Annotated in this window: 27 protein-coding genes and 2 pseudogenes; 7 read left to right on the forward strand and 22 right to left on the reverse strand. The window is 44.8% G+C overall.

Translation table 11 applies throughout. The features are described 5' to 3' along the window. Positions 1-266 precede the first annotated feature (266 nt). Positions 267-1,142, forward strand: a complete 876-nt coding sequence (locus AB4209_RS15175; RefSeq protein WP_102428362.1) for an endonuclease/exonuclease/phosphatase family protein — start codon at positions 267-269, stop codon at positions 1,140-1,142. A gap of 163 nt (positions 1,143-1,305) precedes the next feature. Here AB4209_RS15175 and AB4209_RS15180 read toward each other — a convergent pair whose 3' ends face one another. The 5 genes and pseudogenes from AB4209_RS15180 to AB4209_RS15200 form a co-directional block, all read right to left on the reverse strand. Next, entirely contained in the window at positions 1,306-1,737 is a 432-nt protein-coding gene (locus AB4209_RS15180; RefSeq protein ID WP_016787649.1) for a YeeE/YedE family protein, read from the reverse strand. Then, a complete protein-coding gene (locus AB4209_RS15185) occupies positions 1,737-2,198 on the reverse strand; it encodes a YeeE/YedE family protein (protein ID WP_372056383.1) in 462 nt (153 codons plus the stop codon). Before AB4209_RS15185 ends, AB4209_RS15180 begins: the two co-directional genes overlap by 1 nt. Positions 2,199-2,400: 202 nt before the next feature. Then, positions 2,401-3,633, reverse strand: coding sequence for a glycosyltransferase (locus AB4209_RS15190; protein WP_102394371.1), 1,233 nt, complete (start codon positions 3,631-3,633; stop codon positions 2,401-2,403). A gap of 97 nt (positions 3,634-3,730) precedes the next feature. Next, a pseudogene (locus AB4209_RS15195) lies at positions 3,731-4,195 on the reverse strand (GNAT family N-acetyltransferase). A 22-nt stretch (positions 4,196-4,217) separates the two neighbouring features. Next, positions 4,218-5,315, reverse strand: a complete 1,098-nt coding sequence (locus AB4209_RS15200; RefSeq protein WP_017060124.1) for a ketoacyl-ACP synthase III — start codon at positions 5,313-5,315, stop codon at positions 4,218-4,220. 122 nt (positions 5,316-5,437) lie between these two features. On the opposite strand from AB4209_RS15200, the gene trxC reads away from it, so the two are divergent. Beyond that, entirely contained in the window at positions 5,438-5,872 is a 435-nt protein-coding gene (gene trxC, locus AB4209_RS15205; protein WP_372056385.1) for a thioredoxin TrxC, read from the forward strand. A gap of 102 nt (positions 5,873-5,974) precedes the next feature. Here the strand turns inward: trxC and AB4209_RS15210 are convergent, their stop codons facing one another. Next, the gene (locus tag AB4209_RS15210; protein ID WP_136978230.1) at positions 5,975-7,654 is read right to left on the reverse strand and encodes a GMC family oxidoreductase; all 1,680 of its coding nucleotides are present in this window, start codon (positions 7,652-7,654) and stop codon (positions 5,975-5,977) included. Beyond that, positions 7,647-9,251 (reverse strand): annotated as a pseudogene (locus AB4209_RS15215) (long-chain-fatty-acid--CoA ligase). The gene AB4209_RS15210 and the pseudogene AB4209_RS15215 overlap by 8 nt, the downstream one beginning before the upstream one ends. A 369-nt stretch (positions 9,252-9,620) precedes the next feature. On the opposite strand from AB4209_RS15215, the gene AB4209_RS15220 reads away from it, so the two are divergent. Further along, positions 9,621-10,646, forward strand: coding sequence for an AraC family transcriptional regulator (locus AB4209_RS15220; RefSeq protein ID WP_017064564.1), 1,026 nt, complete (start codon positions 9,621-9,623; stop codon positions 10,644-10,646). A gap of 57 nt (positions 10,647-10,703) precedes the next feature. Here the strand turns inward: AB4209_RS15220 and AB4209_RS15225 are convergent, their stop codons facing one another. Beyond that, positions 10,704-10,943: a hypothetical protein gene (locus AB4209_RS15225; RefSeq protein ID WP_017060129.1), complete on the reverse strand. Its 240-nt coding sequence runs from the start codon at positions 10,941-10,943 to the stop codon at positions 10,704-10,706. Here AB4209_RS15225 and AB4209_RS15230 point away from each other — a divergent pair. Then, positions 10,915-12,066, forward strand: coding sequence for an MFS transporter (locus AB4209_RS15230; RefSeq protein ID WP_029235607.1), 1,152 nt, complete (start codon positions 10,915-10,917; stop codon positions 12,064-12,066). The genes AB4209_RS15225 and AB4209_RS15230 overlap by 29 nt on opposite strands. A 136-nt stretch (positions 12,067-12,202) precedes the next feature. On the opposite strand, the gene AB4209_RS15235 is transcribed toward AB4209_RS15230, so the two are convergent. Further along, on the reverse strand, positions 12,203-13,096 hold the full coding sequence (locus tag AB4209_RS15235; RefSeq protein ID WP_136978232.1) for a helix-turn-helix domain-containing protein: 894 nt from the start codon (positions 13,094-13,096) through the stop codon (positions 12,203-12,205). A 50-nt stretch (positions 13,097-13,146) separates the two neighbouring features. Between AB4209_RS15235 and AB4209_RS15240 the strand changes: the two genes are divergently transcribed. After that, the gene (locus tag AB4209_RS15240) at positions 13,147-14,544 is read left to right on the forward strand and encodes an MATE family efflux transporter (RefSeq protein ID WP_372056388.1); all 1,398 of its coding nucleotides are present in this window, start codon (positions 13,147-13,149) and stop codon (positions 14,542-14,544) included. Between the two features lie 103 nt (positions 14,545-14,647). On the opposite strand, the gene AB4209_RS15245 is transcribed toward AB4209_RS15240, so the two are convergent. Further along, a complete protein-coding gene (locus AB4209_RS15245; RefSeq protein ID WP_017060975.1) occupies positions 14,648-15,043 on the reverse strand; it encodes a nitrous oxide-stimulated promoter family protein in 396 nt (131 codons plus the stop codon). A 3-nt stretch (positions 15,044-15,046) separates the two neighbouring features. Next, positions 15,047-15,562: a GNAT family N-acetyltransferase gene (locus tag AB4209_RS15250; protein ID WP_017067858.1), complete on the reverse strand. Its 516-nt coding sequence runs from the start codon at positions 15,560-15,562 to the stop codon at positions 15,047-15,049. A gap of 97 nt (positions 15,563-15,659) precedes the next feature. Between AB4209_RS15250 and AB4209_RS15255 the strand changes: the two genes are divergently transcribed. Further along, entirely contained in the window at positions 15,660-15,869 is a 210-nt protein-coding gene (locus AB4209_RS15255; protein WP_017060973.1) for a DUF2986 domain-containing protein, read from the forward strand. 114 nt (positions 15,870-15,983) lie between these two features. Here AB4209_RS15255 and AB4209_RS15260 read toward each other — a convergent pair whose 3' ends face one another. The 9 genes from AB4209_RS15260 to AB4209_RS15300 all read right to left on the reverse strand — a co-directional run bounded on the left by AB4209_RS15260 (position 15,984) and on the right by AB4209_RS15300 (position 22,667). Beyond that, on the reverse strand, positions 15,984-16,907 hold the full coding sequence (locus AB4209_RS15260) for an ABC transporter substrate-binding protein (protein WP_372056390.1): 924 nt from the start codon (positions 16,905-16,907) through the stop codon (positions 15,984-15,986). A gap of 2 nt (positions 16,908-16,909) precedes the next feature. Beyond that, positions 16,910-17,785, reverse strand: coding sequence for a metal ABC transporter permease (locus AB4209_RS15265; protein WP_065206162.1), 876 nt, complete (start codon positions 17,783-17,785; stop codon positions 16,910-16,912). Next, a complete protein-coding gene (locus AB4209_RS15270; protein WP_017064556.1) occupies positions 17,785-18,519 on the reverse strand; it encodes a metal ABC transporter ATP-binding protein in 735 nt (244 codons plus the stop codon). The genes AB4209_RS15265 and AB4209_RS15270 overlap by 1 nt, the downstream gene beginning before the upstream one ends. Continuing rightward, a complete protein-coding gene (locus tag AB4209_RS15275) occupies positions 18,519-19,454 on the reverse strand; it encodes a metal ABC transporter solute-binding protein, Zn/Mn family (protein WP_372056392.1) in 936 nt (311 codons plus the stop codon). The genes AB4209_RS15270 and AB4209_RS15275 overlap by 1 nt, the downstream gene beginning before the upstream one ends. 16 nt (positions 19,455-19,470) lie before the next feature. Further along, a complete protein-coding gene (locus AB4209_RS15280) occupies positions 19,471-20,049 on the reverse strand; it encodes a DUF6162 family protein (RefSeq protein ID WP_029235381.1) in 579 nt (192 codons plus the stop codon). Continuing rightward, on the reverse strand, positions 20,046-20,381 hold the full coding sequence (locus AB4209_RS15285) for a hypothetical protein (RefSeq protein WP_017062543.1): 336 nt from the start codon (positions 20,379-20,381) through the stop codon (positions 20,046-20,048). The genes AB4209_RS15280 and AB4209_RS15285 overlap by 4 nt, the downstream gene beginning before the upstream one ends. Positions 20,382-20,497: 116 nt before the next feature. Further along, the gene (locus AB4209_RS15290) at positions 20,498-21,334 is read right to left on the reverse strand and encodes a DUF4198 domain-containing protein (RefSeq protein WP_017062544.1); all 837 of its coding nucleotides are present in this window, start codon (positions 21,332-21,334) and stop codon (positions 20,498-20,500) included. A 100-nt stretch (positions 21,335-21,434) separates the two neighbouring features. Then, on the reverse strand, positions 21,435-21,953 hold the full coding sequence (locus AB4209_RS15295) for a DUF2271 domain-containing protein (RefSeq protein WP_136974574.1): 519 nt from the start codon (positions 21,951-21,953) through the stop codon (positions 21,435-21,437). A gap of 84 nt (positions 21,954-22,037) precedes the next feature. Then, positions 22,038-22,667 carry a PepSY-associated TM helix domain-containing protein gene (locus AB4209_RS15300; RefSeq protein ID WP_372056395.1) on the reverse strand — a complete coding sequence of 210 codons (630 nt, stop codon included), beginning with the start codon at positions 22,665-22,667 and terminating at the stop codon, positions 22,038-22,040. Between the two features lie 336 nt (positions 22,668-23,003). Between AB4209_RS15300 and AB4209_RS15305 the strand changes: the two genes are divergently transcribed. Continuing rightward, positions 23,004-23,324, forward strand: coding sequence for a hypothetical protein (locus AB4209_RS15305; protein ID WP_017067850.1), 321 nt, complete (start codon positions 23,004-23,006; stop codon positions 23,322-23,324). A 129-nt stretch (positions 23,325-23,453) separates the two neighbouring features. Here the strand turns inward: AB4209_RS15305 and AB4209_RS15310 are convergent, their stop codons facing one another. Beyond that, entirely contained in the window at positions 23,454-24,632 is a 1,179-nt protein-coding gene (locus tag AB4209_RS15310; protein ID WP_372056397.1) for a tetratricopeptide repeat protein, read from the reverse strand. Then, complete coding sequence (locus tag AB4209_RS15315; RefSeq protein WP_008219721.1) at positions 24,629-25,249, reverse strand: energy transducer TonB; 621 nt, start codon at positions 25,247-25,249, stop codon at positions 24,629-24,631. Before AB4209_RS15315 ends, AB4209_RS15310 begins: the two co-directional genes overlap by 4 nt. Positions 25,250-25,266 lie beyond the last annotated feature (17 nt).

Raw genomic sequence — 25,266 nt, forward strand, 5'->3', positions numbered from 1 at the left:
CACAAACACACTATATAGAGCGATTTATCGTTTAACTAACACTAGATATTGTGGCGTATTTAACGAGAACCACCAACTTTGAGTATTGATTTGGATCAATAAAAAGAGAACGCTGACTAAGATCAATTCAATATTATTACGCTAGTTCTCAAGTCGAAAAGAAACAATGTAACAATAAAAAAACTCCTAAAAAGAGTTGAATTTTTGGTAAGTGTTGTAGGATAACGGCTCATCAATATTGGCAGACAAAATTAGGGATATTTGGCATGAAACGACTTCAAAACTGGATAATGTTAGGCTGCTTACTCAGTAGCCAGACATTTGCTGAACCTTTGACCATATCCAGTTGGAATATCGAATGGTTATCAACCAACGAGGCTGTGAATAAGTTTTCTGACAAACGTGATCAAGCTGATTTCGACAAACTCGCAACTTATTTTCAATCCTTAGACGCAGACGTGGTTGCGTTTCAAGAAGTCGATAACGTAAATGCCATTCAGCGTGTGGCTGGTGATCAATACAAGATATTGATGTCTGACCGGGCGCTATCTAAGAACAGCAACCGCCAATTTAAAGAAGTGAACCAATACACGGGATTTGCAGTTCGTAAAGGAGTAGCCCTCACCGACTACGCTGACTTTCCGCTTGAAACCACATCCAACAGTAAACTTAGGTTTGCCAGCTATATCGTTGTAGAAACAAACTTTAAACCCATTCACATGTTGTCTGTGCATTTAAAGGCAGGTTGTAGCGGAGCGTATAAGTCCAACCGCGATTGCTCTCGTTTAAAAGAGCAAGCTCAGCAACTGAACAAGTGGATAAAGCAAAGAGAGCGCAATAACGAAGACTACGCCATTCTTGGCGACTTTAACCATAACCTCGCTTACTCACGAGATTGGATGTGGAAAGAGTTATCACAATATACTGATGCGCTGTTAGCGACACGAAAGACCCGTGCAGATTGTAAGGTACGCTCTAACCGCAACAATTATCGCACACATCAGTTCCGCTCTGTTATTGATCATATTGTGGTGAGTGAGTCGCTAAATGCTTCTCCTGCAAAGCAGAAGGTATTTGAAACACAAGATGTTCTGGACTACAAACTCAGCGACCACTGTCCAGTTTCAACGACTATTAAATAGTAGATTTTAGATAACAGCAGATTGTAGATAACTGAAAATAATAGAAACAGTAAATATAGAAAGAGGCTGACTGACTTTCGTGCTGAAAGCGAGTCAACCTCTATGCTTGGTCAGCTCAGAACGGATAACGTCAAAGCCAATGTAATCAGCTATAAGCTTGCTACTAACACGTCTTGTTCATACGATCCGCCAGCCACATTCCCACCAGCATGCTTATCATAAACACCCACACCGTCGGGTTGCCGCCACTTAGGCTGGTTACCGCAGGGCCTGGGCAAAAGCCTGCAATCCCCCAGCCTAAGCCAAACGCTGTAGATCCAAGAATCAGCTTTCTGTCTATCAACGGATTGTTACGGCTATCTAACGGCTCGCCATTGATGGCTTTAGCGCGCTTTTTAATGACCAGATGATAAAACGGTGCAAAGACCAATAGCGCGCCACCCATGACGAATGCCAAACTAATGTCCCAGTTACCGGTAATGTCTAAGAAGCCGAGTACCTTCTCAGGATCAACCATCCCTGAGATGATCATGCCAGAGCCAAAAAGAATACCTGCGACCAAACCGATAACGATAGTAAATGAAGCGTTTTTCATTATGCCCCCAAGCCAGTCAGATTCTTGATAAACACGGTTACGATTGCCACACCCATAAATACACAGGTCGCAACAATAGAACGTTTAGATAAACGCGCCATTCCGACAATGCCATGCCCGCTAGTACAACCGTTCGCTGTTTTAGTACCAAAGCCCACCAGAAGGCCAGCAATAATCACTAAAGCGAGATTCATCTCTTCTAACTGCGGAAGTTGGTAGCCCGTCGGAATTAATAGCCAACCACTTGCGACCATTCCCACAACAAAGGCGATACGCCAGTGTTTTTCGGTGTTTGCTGTATCCGCATCTTTACGTTCTTTGTTGCTGGTGCCAGTTGGCAATAATCGGCTGACAATGCCACTAATGCCAGCAACTCGACCAATCCCCAACATTAAAACAATGGCCGACACGCCTAACAACATGCCGCCTAAAAAAGCATCCCAAGGAATCAAACTAAGCACAAACCTCTCCTATCCACAAACATCATAAACTCATAACAACCTATAAATTAGAGTTTACTAATAAATATAAATTAGTCAATGCTAATGTACTGCGAGTATGTGTCGTTTTGTAAGTCTGGAATTAACAAGCGCCCTGCATGAAAAAAGCCCCTAGGTGTTAACCTAAGGGCTTAAGATTTATTCTGTCTTTGGTAAAGAACAGCTATTTGACCTTGTTCTTCTCAGCAATCCATTGCGACATGTACTTAGTGCTCGCCATACTATGGTGCTTAAGCATTGAACCAAAGAAATTATTCAGTCGATGCGCATCAAGCTCAGAACCTAGCGCAGTCAGTCGCTCGATCAATTTGTCGCCCAGTTGATTCTGTTCATAGTGCGCTTCAAGAATTGAATGACATTGGCTTTGAGCTTTAAGCCATTTCTTTTCATCTTTATAAAGAGCAACAGCTTGTTCAACAAACTCATCAATATCATCTGACACTGCGCCCGGCCATTGCAGTTCACCTTGCGGTAGCATGCCTTCACTGCCGATCTCGCTGGTTACATTCGGAGTTTGCAGCTTCATCGCATCAAGTAACTTGCCTTTAATGCCAGCGCCAAAACGTAATGGCGCAACACAAACACGTGCATCTTCCATCACTTCTTGAGCATCTTTAGCCCAACCTTTGATATGGAAACCGGTTTTTGGATTATGCAAAGCGGTTGCTTTCGGCGGCGGATAAGATCCGTAAATATGAAGTTCACTATCAGGCAACTGCTTACGAATCTTCGGCCAAATCTTCTGTAACTGAAGCACTGCATCCCAGTTAGGCGCATGTCTAAAATTACCTATCGTCATGAAATGCTTACGTTCTTCAAAGCTTTTCGTACTTTCAGGCAACGTGTTGAGATCAACCATGAACGGCAGGTGATGTAATAGTTTTGGATCGATATTGAACTCAGATTGGAGCAATTCCATCTCGTAACTTGAGATGATCAACGAAAGATCACAGCGCAGGATTGCAGCGATTTCACGTTTCGCCAAGTCACTGTACAGGTGCTCTTTCGTTAACTCTGTCTCTTTCTTAACAGCTTCATGTCGAGCATTGCGTAGGAATTGTAAATCTTCAGTATCCAGTAGCTTAAAGGCATTGGGACATACCTTCTCGACGCGCCAGCCGAATTGCTCTTCCATCATAAAACGGTCAAACATCACAACATCGGGCTGCAGCTCTTCAATGTAATCGTCAAAGCTATCGCAATTTAACTGTATAGATTGGCTTGTGATGCCCTCTTCAGAGAGATCAATCATGTGCTCGGTTTCTTGAGCGGGTGTTGCAAATTCAACTGACCAACCTTGTCTCTTAAATAGACGTAAAAGAGACATCATATGGCTGCCAGCCGCCGATGAATTCGGTTCTGGCCAAACGTAGCCAATTGCTAAAACTTTCTTCAAAATACTTCCTAAGAAATAACAAAAGGGCCACAGAAGCCCCTAATAAAACGTTAATCGAGTTATGCCGCTGATAATAATGGTTCTAAGAACTCAGCGATCAGATTCGTTCACCTACATTGCGAGCTATCATAAGCACTTCATCGGCTGAGTAAAAGTTTGAAATCGTGGTTTCGACTTGAGCGCCCAATGTCGACTGATAGAGCTTTTGTGCAAAGTTATCTGCTCTGGTGGTCACTAATACATGTTTTAGTGTCGAGCCCTGCTCTGATAGCTTCTGCTTCACTTGAGGCAAAGAGTCTAGAATCAGCTTTTTGCCCAATCCTTGCCCCTGAGCACTCGGTAACACAGCAAGTTGTTCTAGCTCCAAAACAGCTTCAGGCCTAAACCCACTCTTTTGAACCCAAATAATGTAGCCGACAATCTCGCCATCGCTTTCAGCAACAAAGTTAAGAAAGCGTGGCGCAGCATTTAAGTTACATTGTAACTAATTTTTTGAGTTTTGCTGTCGAACAAAAGTAGCTTGGTGAACTAAAGCCGCTCCATCGAGGTCGGCTTCTGTCATAAAACGAACTTGCGCCATGCTGCTACTCATTCTCAGAATTAGGACGCGTTTTACAGTGTAAAATGGCTCTCTCTAGAAGTTCTAATGCCGAGCTATCTGCTTCTGGAAGCTTAGCGTCCGATTGACCTAACGGATCAACACGGCTACCCCACTTAATATGGCCTGCCCCCCAAGTTAAACCGGCACCGAATGCCGCCACAAGGATGTTTGAGTTCGGTTTAACAAAGCCTTGCTCTAACGATTCACACAATGCAATTGGCACAGTCGCAGCCGACGTGTTGCCATAGTTTTGAATGTTCACAAACGCTTTCTCACGTTCAATGCCCGCCATATCACACAGAGTTTGAATAATTCGGATGTTCGCTTGGTGCGGAATCACAACATCGATGTTTTCAGTTGAGATGCCAGTGCGACTCAATACTGTATGTGCTGCAGCGCCCATTCCTTTCACTGCACGCTTGAAGATCTCTTTACCAACGAAATCAAAATCCCAGTAACCGTTATCAGCAGCAAAGCGGTCCATAGACGTACCGAATTTTGGTACTGCTAGAATGTCACGGCCCTCTGCGTCACAACCGATTTGAGCTTCTTGTAAACCCACTTGTTCTTCAGTACGCGATAAAACCACAGCGCCAGCGCCATCACCGAATAGAACCGCAGTATCACGCTTGGTCCAGTCGATGAAGAATGAAAGACGCTCTGCACCCACAACGATCGCATTGCGGTAGTTGCCCGCTTGAATCAATCGAGTTGCTGTTTCAACACCGTAGATAAAGCCTGTACACGCTGCATTAAGGTCAAAAGCTGCTGCGCTCTTGATGCCTAAGTTCTGTTGAACTTTAGACGCGGTATTTGGAATAAGAGAGTCTGGACTGCACGTCGCTACGATCACAAGATCGATATCTTCGGCTGTTAAACCAGCACACGCCATTGCATGTTGAGCAGCAACGGTCGCTAGCTCAGAGGTATTTACATGACTGATACGACGATTTTCGATACCAGTTCGAGTACGAATCCACTCGTCAGACGTATCAATGAAAGTGCTTAAATCATCATTGGATAGCACGGCTGGTGGCAGACACTTTCCCCAGCCCGTAATTTCAGCGTAAAATTTTGTCATCATTTACCTGTTTATTGTTTGTTTTTATTTGAGTATCTTATTCTTGTTTTAAACAGTATAAGCGTTCCGTACATGATTCGTAAATCGCGTTAGGCACGGAGACGCAATAAAAAGAGAAAGTTATGTCTACATTCAACACACGTTGCCCTTCTTGCGGTGGCGTAAACCGAGTTCCTTCAGAAAGAATTTCAGAAAGCCCTACTTGTGGTAAGTGCAAAAACGCACTTCTAGACGGTGCACAAATCGAAGGTACGTCACTGAATTTCCAATCAATTTTGAACAGTTCACAGCCTGTCGTTGTCGATTTTTGGGCGACATGGTGCAACCCATGTGTAGGTTTCGCACCTGTATTTAGCGATGTCGCTAAAGAGCGCGCTGGCGATGTTCGATTTGTTAAAATTGATACCGAAGCTCAACAGCAACTGGCGGCTATGTATCAAATCAGAAGCATCCCAACGGTGATGGTGTTCAAGAACGGTCAACGTGTTGATACGATTAACGGTGCACTGCCAAAAGGTCAATTTGATCAGTGGCTTAATCAAGCACTAACTAAGTAATACTATTGGTTAAGCTATTGATTTAGCATTACTTAATTCTAAGTAAGCACACAAAAATAGGTTAGAGAGTCTTACCAAATCAAGACTATCTAACCTACTGTTTTATTTATGGTTATCACTTAACTTCTTGAATAAAACTACAGCTTCGCCTTTCGCTTGAATATTAGATTCTTGCTTGCCAAACCCGTATTGCTGTTTGATTTGATCTGCGACTTTCTCAGCAATCATAATGGTTGGTGCATTGGTGTTTGCCCCAATCAGTGTCGGCATCACAGAAGCATCAATGACTCTCAAATTATCCAATCCATAAACTTTGAGATCTTTATCTACCACAGCTAAAGAATCGCTACTAGGTCCCATTTTACAGGTCCCGATCGGGTGATACTGAGTGTCTGCACGATTGCGAATATCTTGCTCGATAGCCTTGTCATCACTGGCGTCCACAGGGTAGAAAGCATTGCCTCGGATATCATCAAACGCGGAACTCTCTAACATTTGATACTGCTTCTTCCAGCCCTTAATCATGATCTCCATGTCTTCAGGATGACTGAAAAACGCAGGATCGATCTTAGGCGGATCATAGGGATCATTACTATTGAGCGTTACGGTGCCGTAGCTCTTCGGTCGCAATAAGGTGACATGAGAGGTAAAGCCATGACTGGTATGAATTTTTCTAGCATGGTCATCTACAACAGCGACCACAAATACAAACTCTAAATCCGGTACAGCGATATGATCTTCGGAACAGAGAAAGCCTATTCCCTCTGCAAAATTACTGCTCATTTTACCGCGGCGTTCTTTGTGCCATAGTGGTAAGGCTTTGGTCATTTCAGAGGCCATTTGCAGCGAGATACCAAAAGTTTCACGCTTTTCACTGCATTTATACGAATGTACTAAGTCGATATGATCTTGAAGGTTCTTGCCCACTCCAGGTAATTCATGAACCTGTTCGATTCCATGTGTCTCTAGTTCAGTTTGAGCACCGACACCAGACAGTAACAGCAATTGGGGAGAACCAAACGCGCCAGCGGAAAGAATCACTTCTTTGTTGCATCGTATCTGATAACGCTTTCCGCTAGAACCATATTCAACACCAATCGCCTTCTTGCCTTCAAACAAAACCTTATGTGTGGTGGCTTTAGTCACGACCGTGAGATTCGATCGTGAAAGGTTTGGCGTTAAGTAAGCCTTGGCAGCACTGCATCGTTCACCATTCAGCTGTGTTACCTGCGTCGGCATCGCCCCAAACTGAGCAGCGCCGTTAATATCCTCATTGCGAGGTACACCTATCGATTCACACGCCGTTAAATAACGTTCCAACATAGGGCTTGGCGATCTAAGATTGGCCACATTAAGAGGACCACCTTGGCCATGGAACTCATCTTGGTGGACTTCGTTGTTTTCTGCTTTCTTAAAGTAAGGCAAACAGGATTCATAGTTCCAGCCAGCATTGCCCAAGCTTTCCCATCTATCGTAGTCATAGCGATGTCCACGAGCGTACATCATGGCATTGATAGAGCTAGAACCGCCAAGTGTCTTACCTCTAGGCTGATAGCCTTTACGACCGTTCAAACCCGGCTGTTCAACCGTTTCGAATGCCCAATTATTGAGTTTGGTTGGCATCATCGCCACCACGCCAACGGGTGTGTGAATGAATGGGCTGGTGTCTTTACCACCCGCTTCTAACAAGCAAACCATCACATCAGGATCTTCCGACAGCCGAGAAGCCATCACACACCCAGCTGAACCACCGCCAACAATAATAAAATCATAACTATCCATTTGCCATCTCCGCTATTTCTAGTGGGTGTAACTCACGCTTCAAGATTTTTCCGGTTGCTGTCATGGGTAAGGCTTTACGAATGAATACCTTACGCGGGTATTTGTAGTCGGCGAGTTGCTCACGACACCATGCTATCAAGGCGGCACTATCACATTGCGTATGTTCGTGAAGAACCACATGCGCGTGGATCTCCTCGCCTAAATGTTCATGATGCTCGCCTACCACCGCGACCATTTCGACATCGGGGTGACACATCAACACTTCTTCGACTTCACGTGGATAAACGTTGTACCCACCACGAATAATCATGTCTTTAACACGGTCAACAATGAACAAATTGCCATGCTCATCGACGCGACCGATATCTCCCGTTAAGAACCAACCATCACGAATAGATTCAGCTGTCGCCTCTGGCCTTTGATAATAGCCTTTCATCACACTTGGGCTTTTAATGCAGACTTCGCCGAGTTCACCCATAGCGACAGAGTTGCCTTGTATATCAGTAATCTTGATGAGGTGGCCACATAAAGGCTGACCGACACTACCCGATAAACGATCGCCATCAATATGATTAAAGGTCGCAACCGGCGCCGTTTCCGAGAGCCCATAACCTTCTAAGACTGGTAATTCAAAACGAGATTCAAACTATCGTATAACCTCAAGCGGCATAGAAGCACCGCCAGAAACACCTAACCTCAAGCTGTGTTTAACCTGTTCAGAGCGTTTGCTTGTGTTTTCTAAACTATCAGAAGACTCTTCTCCCGCCTTTAATAGCGCGATATACATAGTAGGAACACCCGCAAACACGCTGACTTTATGGCTAATGATCTGTTCAATAACCAATGACGGTTCAAAACGAGGAATCAACACCATGGTGGACCCTGTTAGCACACTCGCGTTCATCATCACCGTCTGACCGAAGCTATGGAATAAAGGCAGTGTAGCCATTGTGGTGTCGCTGTACTCCAATCTCATTAGATACTGTGACGACATCGCATTGGTTTGCATGTTGGTGTGGGAAAGCTCAGCCCCTTTTGGTTGACCCGTCGTGCCAGAGGTATAAAGGATCACAGCGGTATCATCGCCATGACAAGCCACAGACTCAAAAGGAGTAAAAGGTTGTGCCAACCAATCAGCGATTGATTCATGCTCCTCATTACTTTCTAAAGTAGTGTCTGTGTTTGTTGGGATAGGCATCTCGACAAAGTGTTCACAGTGGTTTGCCTGCTCAAAACCTTGTAAACCATAGCGACCAATGGGAAGCTCTTCACTGCCGTCAAAACATAAATAGGCCTTCGCGTTAGAGTCATTAAGGTGATAAGCGATCTCTCTGGCCTTGAATAGCACGTTCAAAGGCACGACTACACAACCCGCTTTTAGAATCCCGTAATAGGCTATCGGAAAGTAAGTCACGTTCGGGCATGACAACGCTACCTTATCTCCGTTCTGCAACCCAAGTCTTTTCAAGTTAGCAGCCACGTTTCCAGAAAGTTGTTCTAACTGAGAAAAACTCATTTCATCCGATCCCATACGCAGAGCGGCTTTAGTTGGAAAAAGCGAAGCGCTACGCTCCAAATTAACAGCAAGATTGTGCATCCATGATCTCCTTGTGCGGCTTAGACCTGTTTGTGACGGTCACCGTAGACGTTCTAATCGTTGTAATAAGTCTCTTTCTTGTCATCACGAGCCTGCACATTGGTGTGTCATGTAGATAAGAGTCGTTATTGAGCAAAATGTTTGAGACGCTCCAATGTGCAGCCCAATAAATTACAACATTTCGATAACATTTCGAACAGGTTTCAAAAAGACAAAAACCGGTGATATTCGGACACAGCCTGCGCTAGCACAATAAAACCTTGCACACATAAACCAAAATTTGGAACAAGCTTGCGAAAGTGAGAACAAGCAACAGGCGTAAATGTTAAAAGTTCGGTTAAGATATCGATATTCAACAAGAGGCAGCTTATGGAATACACCGCAGTTTACGAACCCGACATGCAAGCATTCGGCATTCTGGATCTTCAGTTGCTGCATCGTTACCTGTCGCCTGTTCTCAGTATCGAAGAGTTGCTCGAAGGAAGTAACATCGATGCTCTCCAACTCAACACACCCGATACACACATCACTTTGGCGCAAAAGCTTGCTGTGTTCAGTAATGCGTTAGCGAATTCCAACGAAGACGGATTGGGGCTTAAAGTTGGCCAACAAGCGAGGTTCAGCGATTTCGGCGTGCTCGGTTATGCGGTGTTTAGCAGCGAAACACTACTCGATGCCTTTTTAATCGGGTTTAAGTATCTGCAACTTGCTGGCCCTGTCCTCAGGAAAACCATGTCTGTAGAAGACAACATTGGTTACTTTCGCGCAGAGCAACTTATCGAACTCGATTCTTTACTGCCCTTTTGTTGTGAATACTGGTTCGCGGCGATACACAGTTTGTGCGAAGAGGTCTTACAGCAGCCCTTTCCTTCTCAAGTGATCCGCTTCCCCTATCCAAAACCTGAATACGGCGATCTATACACAGAGATTTTCCGCTGCCCGGTTGAATTCAATAGTGACCGGCTTGAATGGGAGTTCGACGCAACCACCTTGTATTCATCTCTTCCTACCGCCAACCCCATCACTTTACAGATGTGCTTAAAATCGTGTGATGACATGTTGGCAAAAGTCAGTGCACCCAGTAGCCTCAAAGAGAAAGTCTCTCAGATGCTGATTGAAAGGCCAGGATGTTACCCTTCTATAGAATCCATTTCTTCAGAACTGGGCATGTCTTCTCGAACTCTGCGTCGTCACCTGAAAGCAGCCGATACCAGCTACCAGAAGATACTGGACCACGTTCGTTTTCACCTTTCTCGACACTACCTTTCTTCAACTCAAATGAGCATTGAAGAGATATCTGAGCGCGTTGGGTTTTCAGACAGCGCTAACTTTCGACATGCCTTTCGTAAGTGGAGTGGAAGCTCGCCACGTCAATACCGTAAAGAAACGGTCTAACACTTAAAATCCCACTCAATCCAAATCATAAAAAGACAATCACGCTGCAATCTTTTTCTAAATTAAACCACCAATGAACAACGGCTTAACGACTTTTTGCCCGCATAAAATCTCGCCAAACCACCAAATATCGCAACCGTATTTTAGTTTAGTTGGTCGATAAATTTCTTTTATCTTAACGACCATTTTTATTTGTTTTACCCAATTCAGTTTCTCCCCCATAGTCGCGGAAAATTCATCGTTTCTTTTACTATCAGAGGCTCCTGCATTGGACAACATCCAACCAACAACTCGCATAACTGTTCCTGTTATTGCATTGTCTTTTTACGCGATCGCTTCAGGCTACTTAATGAGTTCATTACCATTAATGCTGTCTGAGTATGGCTTAGACAAAGATCTATCGAGTTGGTTGGCGAGTGCATTCTATGCAGGTCTACTGGCTGGTACATTATTGATTGAACGTGCCATTGCGCGTGTTGGCCACAAAGATGCGTTCGTCATCGCATTGAGTGTGTTCATCGCAACGATCCTTGTATTGCCATTGATCCCACACCAAGCAGTATGGCTACTAGCTCGCTTTGTGGCTGGTGTGGCGGTTGCAGGTATCTTCGTGATTGTAGAGTCTTGGCTAATGAGCGGTGACGAGTCACAACGCGCAAAACGTCTCGCTATCTACATGTGTTCACTGTACGGCGGTTCTGCAGTTGGTCAGCTTGGTATCGGTTACTTAGGTATTACTGGTGGCGTACCTTTCATCGCAATGTTCACCCTTCTGTTTGGTGCGATCATTGTGCTGATGTACGGACAAGCAACTCCACCACAGATCCACGATCCGCAATCTTTGTCTTTAAAGCAGATCAGCAAATTAAGCCACAGCGCGCTAATTGGCTGCATTGTTTCCGGATTAACGCTAGGTGCGATTTACGGCTTGATGCCAGTTGAACTTGCTCAACGTAACATTGCACACGAAGACATTGGTGGTTTGATGGCTTTGGTTATCATGGGTGGTATGGCTGTACAGCCGATGGTGACTTGGTTATCTCACCACGTAGGACAAGTGTTATTAATGGCTCTGTTCTGCCTGCTAGGGGTTGCAAGCATTGGTGTGCTGACTATCAATCACGATTTCTACGTACTAGGCATGAGCTTGTTCGTATTAGGCATGGCCACATTTGCGCTATACCCAATCGCGATTAACTTAGGTTGCCGTAACCTTGACCCAAGCTACTTGGTGTCAGTGACTCAAATCATGCTACTTTGCTACAGCATCGGTTCTGTTGCGGGACCAATCGTTGCAGACAGCTTTATGGATTCACAAGCAGGATTGTTCACTTACCTGTTCGCGTCTCTACTTGCTACAACGATCTACATGTTGATTGCTAGCCTAAAGCGCTCTCACCTACAGATTGCAGGCGAGTAAGCTTAAATAGACAGACACCAGATACGTGTCATTAGGGCTCCGAGTTAAGACTTCATGTCTAAGCGAAGGGCCCTTTTCAACTCATGCCTATATGTAACCTTCTTCTCCCACACTTCTCATTTCATCGTGCAAGATGCTAACCGCGACCTCGATGGCTTTTACGGTATTGGCTTGGTGATAAACCGAAATGCTTTTTGAAGCGATGCGAAAAGTTATAAGGATCTTTGTAGCCCAAGCGATTAGCAATCATAGAAACTGACCAATCTTGATATTTCAACAGGCTGGTGGCTTTATCCATGCGTAATTGAATCAATTTACTGCGTGGCGACAGGTTAAATAGCGTCTTGGTGACTCGATTGAGCTGCTCTTCACTGATGAACACTCTTTCGGCCATCCCTGCCACTGTCCATGGCTGGTGCAGACTACTTTCAATTTCGTTATAGAGCGCTTGAACACGTGCAGTGGTGCTGGTCGACTTAGGCTCAAACCCCGTCAACGTTCGAATAATCTCACTCAAGAGTAACTTACGGTAACTGGCTCTGCCGCCTATCTCAAAGTAAACCAAGTTCATTAATGACCAGATCTGCTCACACTCTCCAAAAGGCACAACCCCCTGACCTAAACTTGCAATGTGCTGCCACTGCTTAGTGTCAGGCGTCAACATCCACGCCATTTTCCAATAATTATATTGAGGATCGAGTTCAAAACGAAATGGGGTTTCAGCAGGAAGCACCACGAGTGTATAAGGCGTAATCGCTTTGACCGATGCTGCGGTTGTTAGAATCCCGCCACCTTCCATAGTGAAAATCAACGTATGAACATTAACGGATTCGCGCTCAACCCAGTAGCCATCATATAGCTTCGCCATGCCGCCCATATAGACACCAAAGCTTTTCATCTCTGGAATATCTTCAACGGTCAAAAAACGTTCTTTACACTGTTCAGCGAGAAAAACATCATCATGCCAAGTTGATTTTGGTCTCATTGAATCAATGACGGATTTGCACAGGTTTTGTTGTTTTTTAAACATGTTGTTACTTCGCTCAAATCACTATAGTTCTGCCATAAATCGGAGAACTTATGACAACTAACATCAACCCTAACTCATCTATGAATAACAAGCCAGAGAGCATCTTACCTCGTATCGTTAAACTTGGTTTGCCTGTTGCTTTGCAAAGTGCGCTTGTCGCTATTCTTGCCCTTGCTGACGTATTAATGGTCAGTGATTATGGTATGGAAGCAGCTGCGGCTGTGGGAATTGCATCAAAATGGCACTTCGTTGCTATTATGATTATGGCAGGGTTGGCCTCAGCAAATGGAACATTAGTCGCTCAATACTGGGGAAAGAATGACCGAAAAAGCGCGCGAACAATATCATCTATCGCGATGGTGTTTGGCTTAAAAGTTCTGTTGCCTGTTACTGCAATCATCACTCTTGGTTCTCAGTTTTTAATGATGTTGCAAACCAGCGATCAAACCGTGATTGAACTTGGCGCGACTTACCTATGGTATGGCTTCCCCGTTCTACTGCTGACTCACATTGTCGTCGTGGTAGAAGCAAGCATGCGCTCATCAGGTGACACCGTAACCCCGCTGCTATTAGGCGCGGTGACCATTGCACTCAACATTGGGCTTAACTTCGTTCTAATCAAAGGTGCCTTTGGTATTCCCGCTATGGGCGTAGCAGGTGCAGCACTAGCGACGACACTCGCTCGCGCAATTCAAGTCGGCTTGATGTATAGCTACATGCGCATGCGTAAACATTGGTTGTTAACCACGCCTAGCTCACCACATCGTCCATCATTGTGGCTATCTTACCGTCGTATTGCTTTGCCACTAACGATGAATGCCGTGTTATGGGCAATGGGCACTATGGCGTACCAAATGATCTTCGGCCACATGGGCACAACGGAACTTGCCGTGTTCTCTATGCTCGCACCGTTTGAATCGTTGTGTTATTCGATTTTCTTTGGTATTTCGGTAGCGTGTTCAGTGTTGCTTGGTCATTCATTAGGCCGTGATGAGTTTGATGACGCAATGAGCATGGGGCTGACATTCATTAAAGCCGTCGTTGGATTTGGCGCGGTTGTTGGATTGCTACTGTTTATGGGCAAAGAGCATGTTCTAACATGGCTGAACCTTTCTACAGATGCGCTCTACCCGCTCGCTTCACCTGCAATGACCATTATGTGTTTTGCTGTGGTGATTCGTATGCTGAACATGGTGATCATCAACGGTATCATTCGCGCTGGTGGTGATAATACGTTCTGCCTTCGTATGGACTTCATCGCAATGTGGATGGTCGGCATTCCAGTATGTGTTTACGGCGCGTTTGTCGCTGGATGGGATTTCAAATACATCTATGGTTTGATGTTGGTGGAAGAAGTGGTGAAACTGGCAATTTGTTCTCATCGTTACCTAAGCCGACGCTGGATCAACAACCTCACAGTGACCTATGACGAGCCTCAAGCGGCATAGGCTACTTGGCTAGATTCAAGCTGAGATGGAAGTGTATCTACATAAAAAAGGTCTGAGAAATCAGACCTTTTGCATTTCTTTAGAAATTACTTTAAAGCGCCACTTACTTCTTGTTCATTCGGATATGGCGGTTCGACACATTCGGCAACGGCTTTTCAGGCACTTTCCGTTTCTCATGAATCAGATGTCGAATCGCTAATATCGGATGCTTAAGTAGCATTCTTGGCCCGGCATAGCGCATCACCAATCGCATTTGCTCTTTCGGGTCTGGTTTATAGCAATGAATCGGACACTTATTACAGGTCGGTTTTGCTTCGCCATAAGGACATCTATCCAGTCGTGTTTCGGCGTAACGCAACAGTTGCTCACACTCCTCACATAACGCGTTATTCTGACGAACTTCACCGTGGTGATCTTTGCAATAGATGTGCACCATCGCAATAACGGTTTTGTACTCCGTTGCGAGCTCACCTTGTAGAATATTGTTATGTTGGAACATGTTTTAATTACCTAATGAGAAACCGTACAGGTTGAGATTAACGCTTTCGCTTATCACATCTTCAACTCGCTCGAACACAAAGCCTAACTTAGTCAGTAGTGTGATACTTCGAATGTTATCAGAGGTAGTGATGGCAACTAAATGATCGATATCAGCATTCTGCTTAGCTTGTTCAATTATCGCCTCCGCGGCTTCTTGGGCAAAGCCTTGACCATAAAACTCAGGAGCAAACCCGTAGCCAATATCATGCGACGCTAAGGTGTCTCTTTTTATTAATCCGCAGATACCAATTGGCGTTGAAGTTTCTTTGATTTCAACCATCAACAAACAGACACCCTTCTCTTCATGCATCTTAAGAATGTTGTTTTCAATGTACTCGACAGCCTTTTCAGTGTCGTTGATTTCCTTATCACCAATGTAACGCAGGAAATCTTCTGAGCTGTATAGTCGTTGAATAAACGCCGCATCTTGAGGTGTGATCATTCTTAATCTTAAACGTTCGGTCTCGACTGACTGCATAGTGATATTTTCCTTGCTGAATACCATGTAAATATTGAGTTCTAGAGCTAAAATGATTATCCTCCACCGCCTAAACTAAATACAAGGCTATGCAGCAATGAACCGTAAGAAAAAAATCAATCAAATTCTAAAAAAGAAGCAGAAACAGGCGAATTCTAAACTGCATAGTAGCAACAAGCCTCGCTACATCTCTAAAGCTGACCGTGCAAAAATGGAAGCTGAAGAACAAGCGAAAGCAGCTCAAGAGCAAGCTGAAGGTTCAGTAGAAGCAACTGTTGAAGCTGAAGAGACAAAAGCTGCAGAGTAAGTTTATACTCTCAGTCCTCTTGTCTGACACTCTTTTCAGAGCCAACAGACAAGAACAAAAAAGCAGCCTCAAATTGGGCTGCTTTTTTGATCCTACCATTTTTAATCGCGCTGGTTAGCCTTTGAATGGCTGCACTTCCCAACGGGCAAACGGTGCTTTTGCGTTGATTCCCGCTCTGCCCCAACGATCAACAGAATCCACTACCAAGATACGCTCATTCGGTACCAATGATTTAATCAAGTTGCTTGGCTTTTTCGCTGTAACTAACCATAGAGCATCATCTTCCGAAAACATCTCTTTAAGCTTGGCTTTGTCCTGCTCTGTCCATTCCAGTTCAGCTTTGAACATGCGTTCTTCAACAAACAGTTGGCTGCCAGAGGCGAAATCTTCCAAGCTTTCTGAAAGCAACAATACTGAATCTACGTCATTGTCGAGCAATACTGCTTGCTGCTTGTTGATCAGTTCACGAACATCCAACATCACACGTTGTAAGTTGCTATCAATCGTTTCAGCTTGCGCAGGCCACAACAACTTAAAGTCGTCAGCCACAATCGCCGCCATACGTGTTAAGTTGGTCGGGTTTAACCATGCGTATTTAGACACATCACCATTCGACAATGTAAGCGCAGCAACGCCTTGTGCACGCGGTGTAATCGCTTGAGCGGCATCAACCTCAACTAAACGGATATTGCTTTGTCTTGCGTATACAAACGTAGGGTCGGCTTGCCAGATCGATGACAACGTTACCGCAACGGTCGCCTTTTCACCCGATTGAAGCACTTTACTCGCACCCTTGGTACCAACCCAATTCGGCAGACGGTCAATACCGTAGCGCTTAGGTGGTAGATATTCGGTCGTAATGTCCGTGCCTTTGGTTAGCTCTGTCGCCAATGCATAAGTCACAGGTGTACTGGTTAGGATGTCTTCTGCATTCACGTTCAGTGACATCAAAGAACCAGCCATTAATACACTACCAAGTACACTCACTTGAGCCGTTGCTTTTACTGAGCTAGCGATACGATTCATTAAACAAGTCATGATTACGCCTTTCTTACAATTCGGTATAGCGTTGCTGCTAGGAAAAACGTTGCAGAAACGATGATGATTGAAGCGCCCGATGGCACTGGCAGTTTGAGTTCCATAGGCAACACGGTTCCAACCAAACATGCGATGGTTGCGAGTAATGCCGACAAGAGAACAAAGCTCCCCATACGTTTAGTTAACAATCGAGCGGTCGCACCTGGAATCAACAATAACGCACCCACTAGAACTGCACCTACGATCTTCACGGCCGCAATTGTCACTAAGGTGATCATCATGACAAACAAGTAATCGTAAAAGCTGGTGTTGTAACCACGAACCTTAGCTATATCAGGGCTGATACAAGTCAGGAGAATGCGGTTGAATGTCGGTATCAAGAGCAAGATGATGATCGCGCAACTACCTGCGAGAATCGCTAAGTCTTGGTCTGTTACCGTAAGAATCGAGCCAAACAGTACGTTTTCAAGCATGTGGATATTGATCTTACGAGCAACATACATCAGTAACGCCGCACCCACAGCCAACGCTAGCGCAAGGAAAACACCCACTAAGGTATCGTATGGAACGTTGGTCCTGTTTCTTACAAAGTGAAGAAGCAGAGCGAAGATCATACAGAAGCTAAACAAACCAATAATTGGGTTTTCTGGTGGCTCGCCAAGCAAAACACCAATAGCGATACCGGTTAACGCTGCGTGGCCGACGGCTTCTGAGAAGAAAGCCAGACGCTTGGCAATCACCAAAGTACCCAGACCACCTAACAGAGGACCAAGTAGTAACGCTGCAACCAAAGCATTGACCATGAAGGCATACATGAAACTGTCTGATAACCAGCCCGCTTCCACGCCACTAATGGCTAGTTGTCGTAACCAATCCATTACGCAACCTCCTTCGATTTGGTCATCGCAGAGCCACTGCTGTAGTGCTGGAACAGGCTCTCGATTTTACTTGGGTGTAAGACTTGTTCGTGTGGGCCACTATCAACCAAGAATCGATTCACAACATGTACGTTCGCTTCGAGTCGACGCACTGCCGTGACATCGTGGTGTACCGCAAGGATCGTACGACCTTCACTAACACATTCACGAATTAACGATTCAAGATAACGAACGCCCTGCTCGTCCATACCCGTGGTTGGTTCATCCAACACCAGTAGACTTGGGTTATCTAATAGCGCTTGGGCAAACAGCACGCGTTGCTGCTCACCACCCGATAACTGTCCCATGCGGCGGTCGCTACGAGTAACCATACCAACGCGATCTAATTGTGCGAGTGCAAGATCCAATTGCTTAGATTTACGACGCCAAAACAATGGGATTCGTGTTTGGTTAAGCAGTACGAAGTCCATTACAGTCAAAGGCAAGCTAGACTCGAAGGTCGCTTTTTGAGGTACGTAACCAATACTCTGCTTTTCTGGCCAGTGGATATTGATTTGGCCAGAGAAAGGCGTAAGGCCAAGCACAGAGCGCAGTAATGAAGTTTTACCGCCACCGTTTGGTCCCATGATCACATGACACTCGCCCGCTTTAAGTTCGAGCGAGATATCATCAAGAATTACGTTGTTATCGTATTGCAGACCGAGTTTATTAATTGAGATTGATGGACCTAACATTATGCGTTCCCGCTTTTAGCTTGGTTCGCCGCCGCAAATTTCATTGCTTCGATTAATGTCTCGAGATTCTTCTGCATCTCAACTTCGACTTTGTCGTCTTGATATTCGCCATGCGTCATGTGAGAGAAACGGTAAAGCTGAACACCCGTTTCCGCTTCAATCGTGTCAACAAAACGGTTTGGCATGTTTAGCTCGTAGAACAACACGTCAATGCCCGATGCGCGGATCTTTTCGATCGTTTCTTGCAACTGGCTCGCACTTGGTTCAACACCGTGTGCAGGCTCAATCACCGCCGCAACATCCACACCAAATTCTTGAAGGATGTAGCCATACGCATTGTGCGTGGTCGCCACCTTCATACCTGAAGTATCTAACTCACCTAATGACAACATCGCATCGCGCTTCATAAAGCGAAATTGCTTTGCGTATTTACGTGCATTCTTACGATAAAAAGCCGCGTTGTCAGGGTCGAGCTTAGAGACCTCACTCGCGATGGTGTAAACCTTTTGAATTGTTGTCGAAAGCCCAACAAAGGTATGTGGGTTAACGGCACCTTGACCAACAGACTGACCAAGAGCAGGAAGTAGAGGCACTTCTTTGTTTGCTTCGATCACGACTAGGTCATCACGTTGCGCGGCTGAAATCACTTTAAGCGCGAAGTCATCGTGACCAATACCGTTTACCACGATGGCGTCCATCTGGCTCAATCTCTTCAAGTCGTTCGGTTGTGGCAAGTAGTTATGCGGATTAAAGCCGGCATCAACCAAAGGAAGGATGTTCACTTTGTCGCCTACTACTGCTTTTACGTAGCTGTAGTAAGGTTGAAGCGTGATACCAATCGTCAGCTTGTTGCTGTCGATCTTATATTCTTTTGCCAATGCATTGGGTGCCATGAACACCGCTAATAACGACATGAACAGAGTCATAATTCGCATAGTAATTCTCTTATTATTAGTGAGCATCGCTTTCATGATGCTGTTCAATTTCTGATTCGTTCACGACCATTTTCCAACCCGTAGACTCTAGCGTGTGTTGGTCAAAAGTAGCGGGCTGTTTCGCTACACCGCCCAAGAAGATCCAGATTTCAGGAGAAACGCTGTTCGCATTTAAAATAAAGGAATCCGCAAAACCATGATCGGTAGGCGTAGCTTGTTCACTTGGAGTAGAAAAGTAATAACCACGCTCGTCCAGTACCCAAGCATGAGAACCTTTGCGCTTCCAACTCTGATCTTCTACAAACGGGGCAACCCATTCATCTTTAAGTGATGCAACACTCGGCCATTCACCATCTGAGTCCATGCGCAGGTCACGGATTTCTTCATGCGCTAAACGCAGCTCTGATAGCATCGCCAAGTTTTCTTGTTCAACATCAGTCACTAGAATTTGATGATCAAGCACTGCTTTAACGTGGGATTCAGCCTGATGAAATGGGATTGCGACAGTTGCAAAGCAAAGGATGAACACAATGATCAGTCCTACCCATTTGCCCTCTCTGCCGCCCGTATCAGCACGTACGCTTTGAATCATCATTTTTCACTGATCTCTACAACATCAACTTCAACTGGAAACTCATGACCTGAATCGAACACAAGGTAGAACTCAGTGTCAGGATGTGGGAATTCAACGATAGAACGTTTATCTGTCATCTCTTTTGCAATCAAGTTGTCTTCGTAATCGTACATCTCAACTGCGTAATCAATCGCTTTGCTGCCATCCGAATAACCCGCTTCACAAGCAACAGTCTTACCTTCAAACCAGCAGCTCATCAGTGGAAAGTGTGCTTGCGCAGGTAATGCAGCGAAACCAAGTCCCAATGCTAAGCAAGGAGTCATTAAAGCGTTAAGTTTTGTTTTTATTGTCATGGTTCGTACCCTAGCCACAGTGCAAATTCTCAGAAGTAAACTGAGCGATAAAGGGCTCAAATGAGCCCTTAAGTTTTTTTGATTCTTAATCAGGGATCTAGCCCCGATATCACAGACTATTGAAGCAGCGCTTCGAACGTTAGGTGAACGTTCGCGCTTGCTTTGTCTGCCAGTGGGTTGTCAATCAACTCACCTTTGTAGTTCGCTTTCATTACGTAACGACCTGCTACGTCTGGAGTAAACGTGATTTCACCGTTCTCATCACTCACCACATCAATCTGCTCTTGGTGGTTGCGGTAAAGCGTACCTTCACGAGTAATCTCCGCTTTCACGTCTTTCTGGATTTCACCGTTGTAGAAGAACTGGAATGTCACAGGTTCGCCTTCAACGATATCTGAAGGGTGTGTCACAGGCTTCATTTCTAGAAGCTTGCCTTCAATTTTGAACACTGAATCCGTTGGCTTACCTACCGTGATGTAGCTTTCTGCACGAGTGAAGCTGATCTGCGTTACCACGTCACGTGATTTTTCAGGCAGAACTGAGTCACGCTCAGCTTTGTTTGCTTTAATCCACTTCACCGTGTCACGGCGACCCGCTTTGTATTGCGTGTAGTAAGACGGCTGGTTGTTGATCGCCACTTTGTGTGTACCTTCTTCTTCAAAATAGAAGTCGAAGATTGAACGACGCTTGCCACGAATAACGAAGTTAGGACGCTCGCTGCGGCCATCTGGCATGATGACATGAGCATTTTCGCTGCCAGCAGGCTTATCAAAAACAAACGTACCGTGAGACGCAGTAACATCGAACGTTAGCCAATCACCACCTTCTTTAGATACAGTAAAGTGAGATGGCAAAATCCAACGTGGGTGAGCTTGTGCCGTTGTCGTTGCTGCTAGGCCGAATGCCATCACACCCGCTAGAGCAAGTGCTTTGATTTTTGTCTGTTTCATCATGTTCAATTCCATTATTTATAATTGTTAGCCGTGTCGCTCTATCTGAGCCTACGATGACCACTGTCTATTCTGTTCAGCTTGGTTTTACTGTTCGCACTTACTATTTAGCGATGTAGTTCAGGGTGATTTCACCCGTCTCTTCCGTTGCTTTTAAATCGTAAGATACGTTTGAATCTGTGAGTGATACTTTTTGGCGAAGGTAGTTACGGCCACCATGTTCACGAACCACTTCGATATGAACCGTGTACTCGCCTTGTTCTAGTGCTTGGCCATCATCACTCTTACCATCCCAAGCGAAACGGTACTTGCCAGCTGGACGCGTTGCGGATGTCACAGCGTCAACAAGATCACGATCGTAACGGCCAACCTTTCTCCACCAGCTGCGTAGATCTTTCAGCCATTCATCTTTACCGACCCAAAGTTCAATGGTTTTCACTGACTTTCGTTCGCTGTTCTCTACCCACACCGCCACATAGGGACGCGCATACATAGAGGTATCAATCTTTGGAAGCTCGAAGCTCACATCAAGTTTTGCCGTATCAGGAATCGCTTGTGCCATACCTAGGCTTGGCAAAAGAGATAAAGCAAGAAGCGCCTTGCTCCAGTTCATTTTTTTCATGTTTAACAACCTTTTAAATCCGTTTAACCTTTAATTCGTTCTTCAAGCTGATTCATCAACCCACTTCATCAAGCTAATTAAGGGTTAAGGTACGGCGACAAAATAGATAGCAAGCGAGATTGCAGACCCAAACACCGTCCATTTGATGGAAGTATTAAGCGTCTTTTTCTTAGGTAACAGTAAGCACACGCCAGTAAGCACAAAGAAGATCATCAATAGCGCAGTGATATCGATAAACCATTTCCATACTTCACCGCTGTTACGACCTTTATGCAGATCGTTCAACAATGCGATAACGCCGTAATTAGTGGTTTCGACTTCTACAAACTCAGACGTAACGTCAACAAAAACGGAAGCGTTGTAGCCGGGTCCTTTGAAGTCCATAGATACCTCACCGATGAGCAACTCACCATCTTCAATCTCTGCATAGATGTCCAAACCAGAAGGAACGCCGGAGAGGTTGGCTTCTTCGAACAGAAACGTTTCAAAGGCTGTCTCGTCAGCTTTTAAACGTCCGTCTTGAACCGTAAATAAACTTGTAGGAAGCGTTAGCGTAGAGCGTTGGATATTGGGTTGGCTTGATTCAAATAACTCAGGTCGGTTCAGGGTGATACCGGTTACTGAGAAAAAAAGAACCACGAACAGAAGCGCCATAGAAATATAAACATGAAGTCGACGAGCCCATGACTGAACCGCCCTACTTTTTAACGACATACAAACCAATACCTATAAATTTTATGGCGACAATTTAGTTGATAATCATTCGTATTGGCATTCAATTTACATTGTTTACGTTTGCCGAGTGGCAATTTACATAACATTACATGGGAAGTAATCGAACTGTATGCATATTCTTGCTAACGTGTACTAAAGGGATTTGATTCGTTTTATTAGAGGTTATTGATAACAGGGTCAAAGCTCAAAAAAGCTCAATCTCAACATGCTTGATTGAGATGGGTTTAAGGTAACAGTCGTAGCTTTAAGGATAGAAAGTTGGGACTATTTGATCACTGGTTTGATGATAGCTAATGAAGCTTAAAAGGATTTGAAATGCGTATTTTTGTTTTGGCTTTTGCTGCGCTAGTGACGGCGTGCACCAGCCAAATAATCAGCACGGAAGAACATATTCAAGAATACATCGGTTCAGACATAACCGATGTACAAGAACGTTATCTCACCGAACGGTCACGCCCTATCAGTTTTTGGGCGTCTCGAAACTATGCTTGGATTGAAACCAAGAAACCGTTAGACAATGGTTATACAGTACACGCATTCAAAAACCCTTATCGTGACTGCACCATTAATTGGGTTGCTGATACCAGCGGCGTGATTCAAAGTGCTACGTCCAGCGGCACGATGTGCGAGCCTTAACTGCCGCATTGGAACGATAAAGTTCAAAAAGCTTTAACCGCCAAAACTAAAAAGGGTGTCATTTGAACCATCAAATGACACCCTTTTCTCTATATTACTTTCTCTTGTCTTCTGTTGTGCTATTCGCAGTTAGACGTTGCCGTTATCACTCACTGTTCTTAGCTGAGTCAGATATTTAATCCAACCTTTTGCCTCAGAAGAAGGCTCAATGTTGTTCGCACGTTTCGCTTGAGCAAGAGCATTATCAAGATTCTTTAGCTTGTACCATGAACGTACTTTCGCTAAAGCAACATCAGCTTGCTTGTTCTTGTCTTTCACTTTATCCAAAACAACCAGAGCACGATCGTAGTAACCTTGCTGAACCAGTAATTGAGCCACATTCCAATGATATTGCGTGTCCTTTTTAGACGCTAACGTCCATACTTCAATAGCACTGTCCCACTCTTTCGCTAACTGCCAGTAGGTTGCTTGCTCAGCCAGGAGTTGAACATCGCTGTTCGCATCATCTAACTTAGCGATCTCTTGTGCTGCACGCTCTGGAATACCACGTTTAGCATAAAGCTGAGCCAGTAATCGGCGGTCTGAGTTTTTCAGCTCTACCCCTTGAAGATCAGCCAACGCTAGTGTGTTCAATGCATCGCGGTTACGCTCTAGTCTTAACTGAATACCCACAAGTTGACGCCACCAGTTGTCTTTTTCTGGCTGAAGTTCAATCAGGCTTTCCAGTGTTGGAATAGATTGCTTCCATTGCTTTAACTGTAGTTGTGCACCCAATTTTAGCGAAAGAGGCGACAGTTCTGATTTCGCATTGAACTTGTCGCGATTACCAATAGCAACCAGTACTTTTGACCAGTTTTCAATTTGGTATTCAGCTTGTGCAATTCGCATCCAAAGCGTGTCTTTCTTTTCCTTTTCAGGCGCTGTTTTTACTAACTCGTAGTAATGTGGAAGCGCGTTTTTGAACTGTTGATCGTTTAATAACAGATCCGCAAGCATACGCTTCGTTATCCAAGCTTGTTCATCCACCAGCAAATTGGTATCGACGGCGTATGTAAGCTGCTTAATCGCCTTATCGGTTTTGCCATCTTGCCAGTAAAAAACACCTAGCATACGAGCTACGTACGCTTTGTCGTAGCCCTTAGAAAGCTCTAAACCTGCTAGTACGTCAATGGCCTGTTTAACCTGTTCATCTTGAGCAAGCTTATGCGCCTTTTGAACACGAATAGCAGTATATTGGGTTAGCTCTTGTGCCTGTGTTGTAAGGGGCATTAACAACAAGCCCACTAATATCCATATATGTTTCATCATTTTGCCAACTTAAACTCTAGTTTCACGGTTTGACCAACCTGAGCTATCGCTTTTCCATCGACGACTTTCGGTTGATATTTCCATTTTTTAAGTGCTCTCATCGCTTCACGTTCAAACATACGACGTGGGTTTGCGTCAGTGACTTGAATGTCAATTGGACGTCCCGTTTCATCGATAGTAAAAGACATAATCACATGGCCTTCAGCTCCACGCTTAAGCGCTTTCGCTGGATAACGAGGCTCTACTCGATACAAAGGCATTGCTTGTTGGTTTGACCCAAAATCAGAGAATGTCGGTGCGTTAATCGCTAAGCCATCAATGGATGTGTTCAAATCCAATGAAGGCAAAGAAGACATCGAATTCAGAGGCGTAACTTCAGCTTGTGACTGAGACGTTTGCGCTTCCGGTGGCGGCTCTGGCATTTCTGGTTTTTCAGGGACTGCGCGTTGTCTTCTTTGAACTTCTTGTTCTTGTTCCACCATTACCATGTTGAAACTTAACGTCTCGCTATCGTCTGGTGAACGTTGGTGGCCATTATCGACCATCCAAGCCATGAAAGAAAACAGCGCTAAGCCCAACGCGCCCGCTAGCGGTAAAGCAAGAAATAGGCGAATCATTTATGAAGATCCTCCAA

The sequence above is a fragment of the Vibrio sp. 10N.286.48.C11 genome (genome assembly GCF_041469805.1).
GTDB lineage: Bacteria > Pseudomonadota > Gammaproteobacteria > Enterobacterales > Vibrionaceae > Vibrio > Vibrio crassostreae_C.

What these genes read in the sequence shown, in the direction of transcription:
- AB4209_RS15175 (WP_102428362.1), top strand. Translation starts at nt 267, where the DNA reads ATGAAACGACTTCAAAACTGGATAATGTTAGGCTGCTTACTCAGTAGC.
- AB4209_RS15180 (WP_016787649.1), bottom strand. Translation starts at nt 1,737, where the DNA reads ATGAAAAACGCTTCATTTACTATCGTTATCGGTTTGGTCGCAGGTATT.
- AB4209_RS15200 (WP_017060124.1), bottom strand. Translation starts at nt 5,315, where the DNA reads ATGACAAAATTTTACGCTGAAATTACGGGCTGGGGAAAGTGTCTGCCA.
- trxC (WP_372056385.1), top strand. Translation starts at nt 5,438, where the DNA reads ATGTCTACATTCAACACACGTTGCCCTTCTTGCGGTGGCGTAAACCGA.
- AB4209_RS15210 (WP_136978230.1), bottom strand. Translation starts at nt 7,654, where the DNA reads ATGGATAGTTATGATTTTATTATTGTTGGCGGTGGTTCAGCTGGGTGT.
- AB4209_RS15220 (WP_017064564.1), top strand. Translation starts at nt 9,621, where the DNA reads ATGGAATACACCGCAGTTTACGAACCCGACATGCAAGCATTCGGCATT.
- AB4209_RS15225 (WP_017060129.1), bottom strand. Translation starts at nt 10,943, where the DNA reads ATGCGAGTTGTTGGTTGGATGTTGTCCAATGCAGGAGCCTCTGATAGT.
- AB4209_RS15235 (WP_136978232.1), bottom strand. Translation starts at nt 13,096, where the DNA reads ATGTTTAAAAAACAACAAAACCTGTGCAAATCCGTCATTGATTCAATG.
- AB4209_RS15240 (WP_372056388.1), top strand. Translation starts at nt 13,147, where the DNA reads ATGACAACTAACATCAACCCTAACTCATCTATGAATAACAAGCCAGAG.
- AB4209_RS15245 (WP_017060975.1), bottom strand. Translation starts at nt 15,043, where the DNA reads ATGTTCCAACATAACAATATTCTACAAGGTGAGCTCGCAACGGAGTAC.
- AB4209_RS15250 (WP_017067858.1), bottom strand. Translation starts at nt 15,562, where the DNA reads ATGCAGTCAGTCGAGACCGAACGTTTAAGATTAAGAATGATCACACCT.
- AB4209_RS15255 (WP_017060973.1), top strand. Translation starts at nt 15,660, where the DNA reads ATGAACCGTAAGAAAAAAATCAATCAAATTCTAAAAAAGAAGCAGAAA.
- AB4209_RS15260 (WP_372056390.1), bottom strand. Translation starts at nt 16,907, where the DNA reads ATGACTTGTTTAATGAATCGTATCGCTAGCTCAGTAAAAGCAACGGCT.
- AB4209_RS15265 (WP_065206162.1), bottom strand. Translation starts at nt 17,785, where the DNA reads ATGGATTGGTTACGACAACTAGCCATTAGTGGCGTGGAAGCGGGCTGG.
- AB4209_RS15270 (WP_017064556.1), bottom strand. Translation starts at nt 18,519, where the DNA reads ATGTTAGGTCCATCAATCTCAATTAATAAACTCGGTCTGCAATACGAT.
- AB4209_RS15275 (WP_372056392.1), bottom strand. Translation starts at nt 19,454, where the DNA reads ATGCGAATTATGACTCTGTTCATGTCGTTATTAGCGGTGTTCATGGCA.
- AB4209_RS15280 (WP_029235381.1), bottom strand. Translation starts at nt 20,049, where the DNA reads ATGATGATTCAAAGCGTACGTGCTGATACGGGCGGCAGAGAGGGCAAA.
- AB4209_RS15285 (WP_017062543.1), bottom strand. Translation starts at nt 20,381, where the DNA reads ATGACAATAAAAACAAAACTTAACGCTTTAATGACTCCTTGCTTAGCA.
- AB4209_RS15290 (WP_017062544.1), bottom strand. Translation starts at nt 21,334, where the DNA reads ATGATGAAACAGACAAAAATCAAAGCACTTGCTCTAGCGGGTGTGATG.
- AB4209_RS15295 (WP_136974574.1), bottom strand. Translation starts at nt 21,953, where the DNA reads ATGAAAAAAATGAACTGGAGCAAGGCGCTTCTTGCTTTATCTCTTTTG.
- AB4209_RS15300 (WP_372056395.1), bottom strand. Translation starts at nt 22,667, where the DNA reads ATGTCGTTAAAAAGTAGGGCGGTTCAGTCATGGGCTCGTCGACTTCAT.
- AB4209_RS15305 (WP_017067850.1), top strand. Translation starts at nt 23,004, where the DNA reads ATGCGTATTTTTGTTTTGGCTTTTGCTGCGCTAGTGACGGCGTGCACC.
- AB4209_RS15310 (WP_372056397.1), bottom strand. Translation starts at nt 24,632, where the DNA reads ATGATGAAACATATATGGATATTAGTGGGCTTGTTGTTAATGCCCCTT.
- AB4209_RS15315 (WP_008219721.1), bottom strand. Translation starts at nt 25,249, where the DNA reads ATGATTCGCCTATTTCTTGCTTTACCGCTAGCGGGCGCGTTGGGCTTA.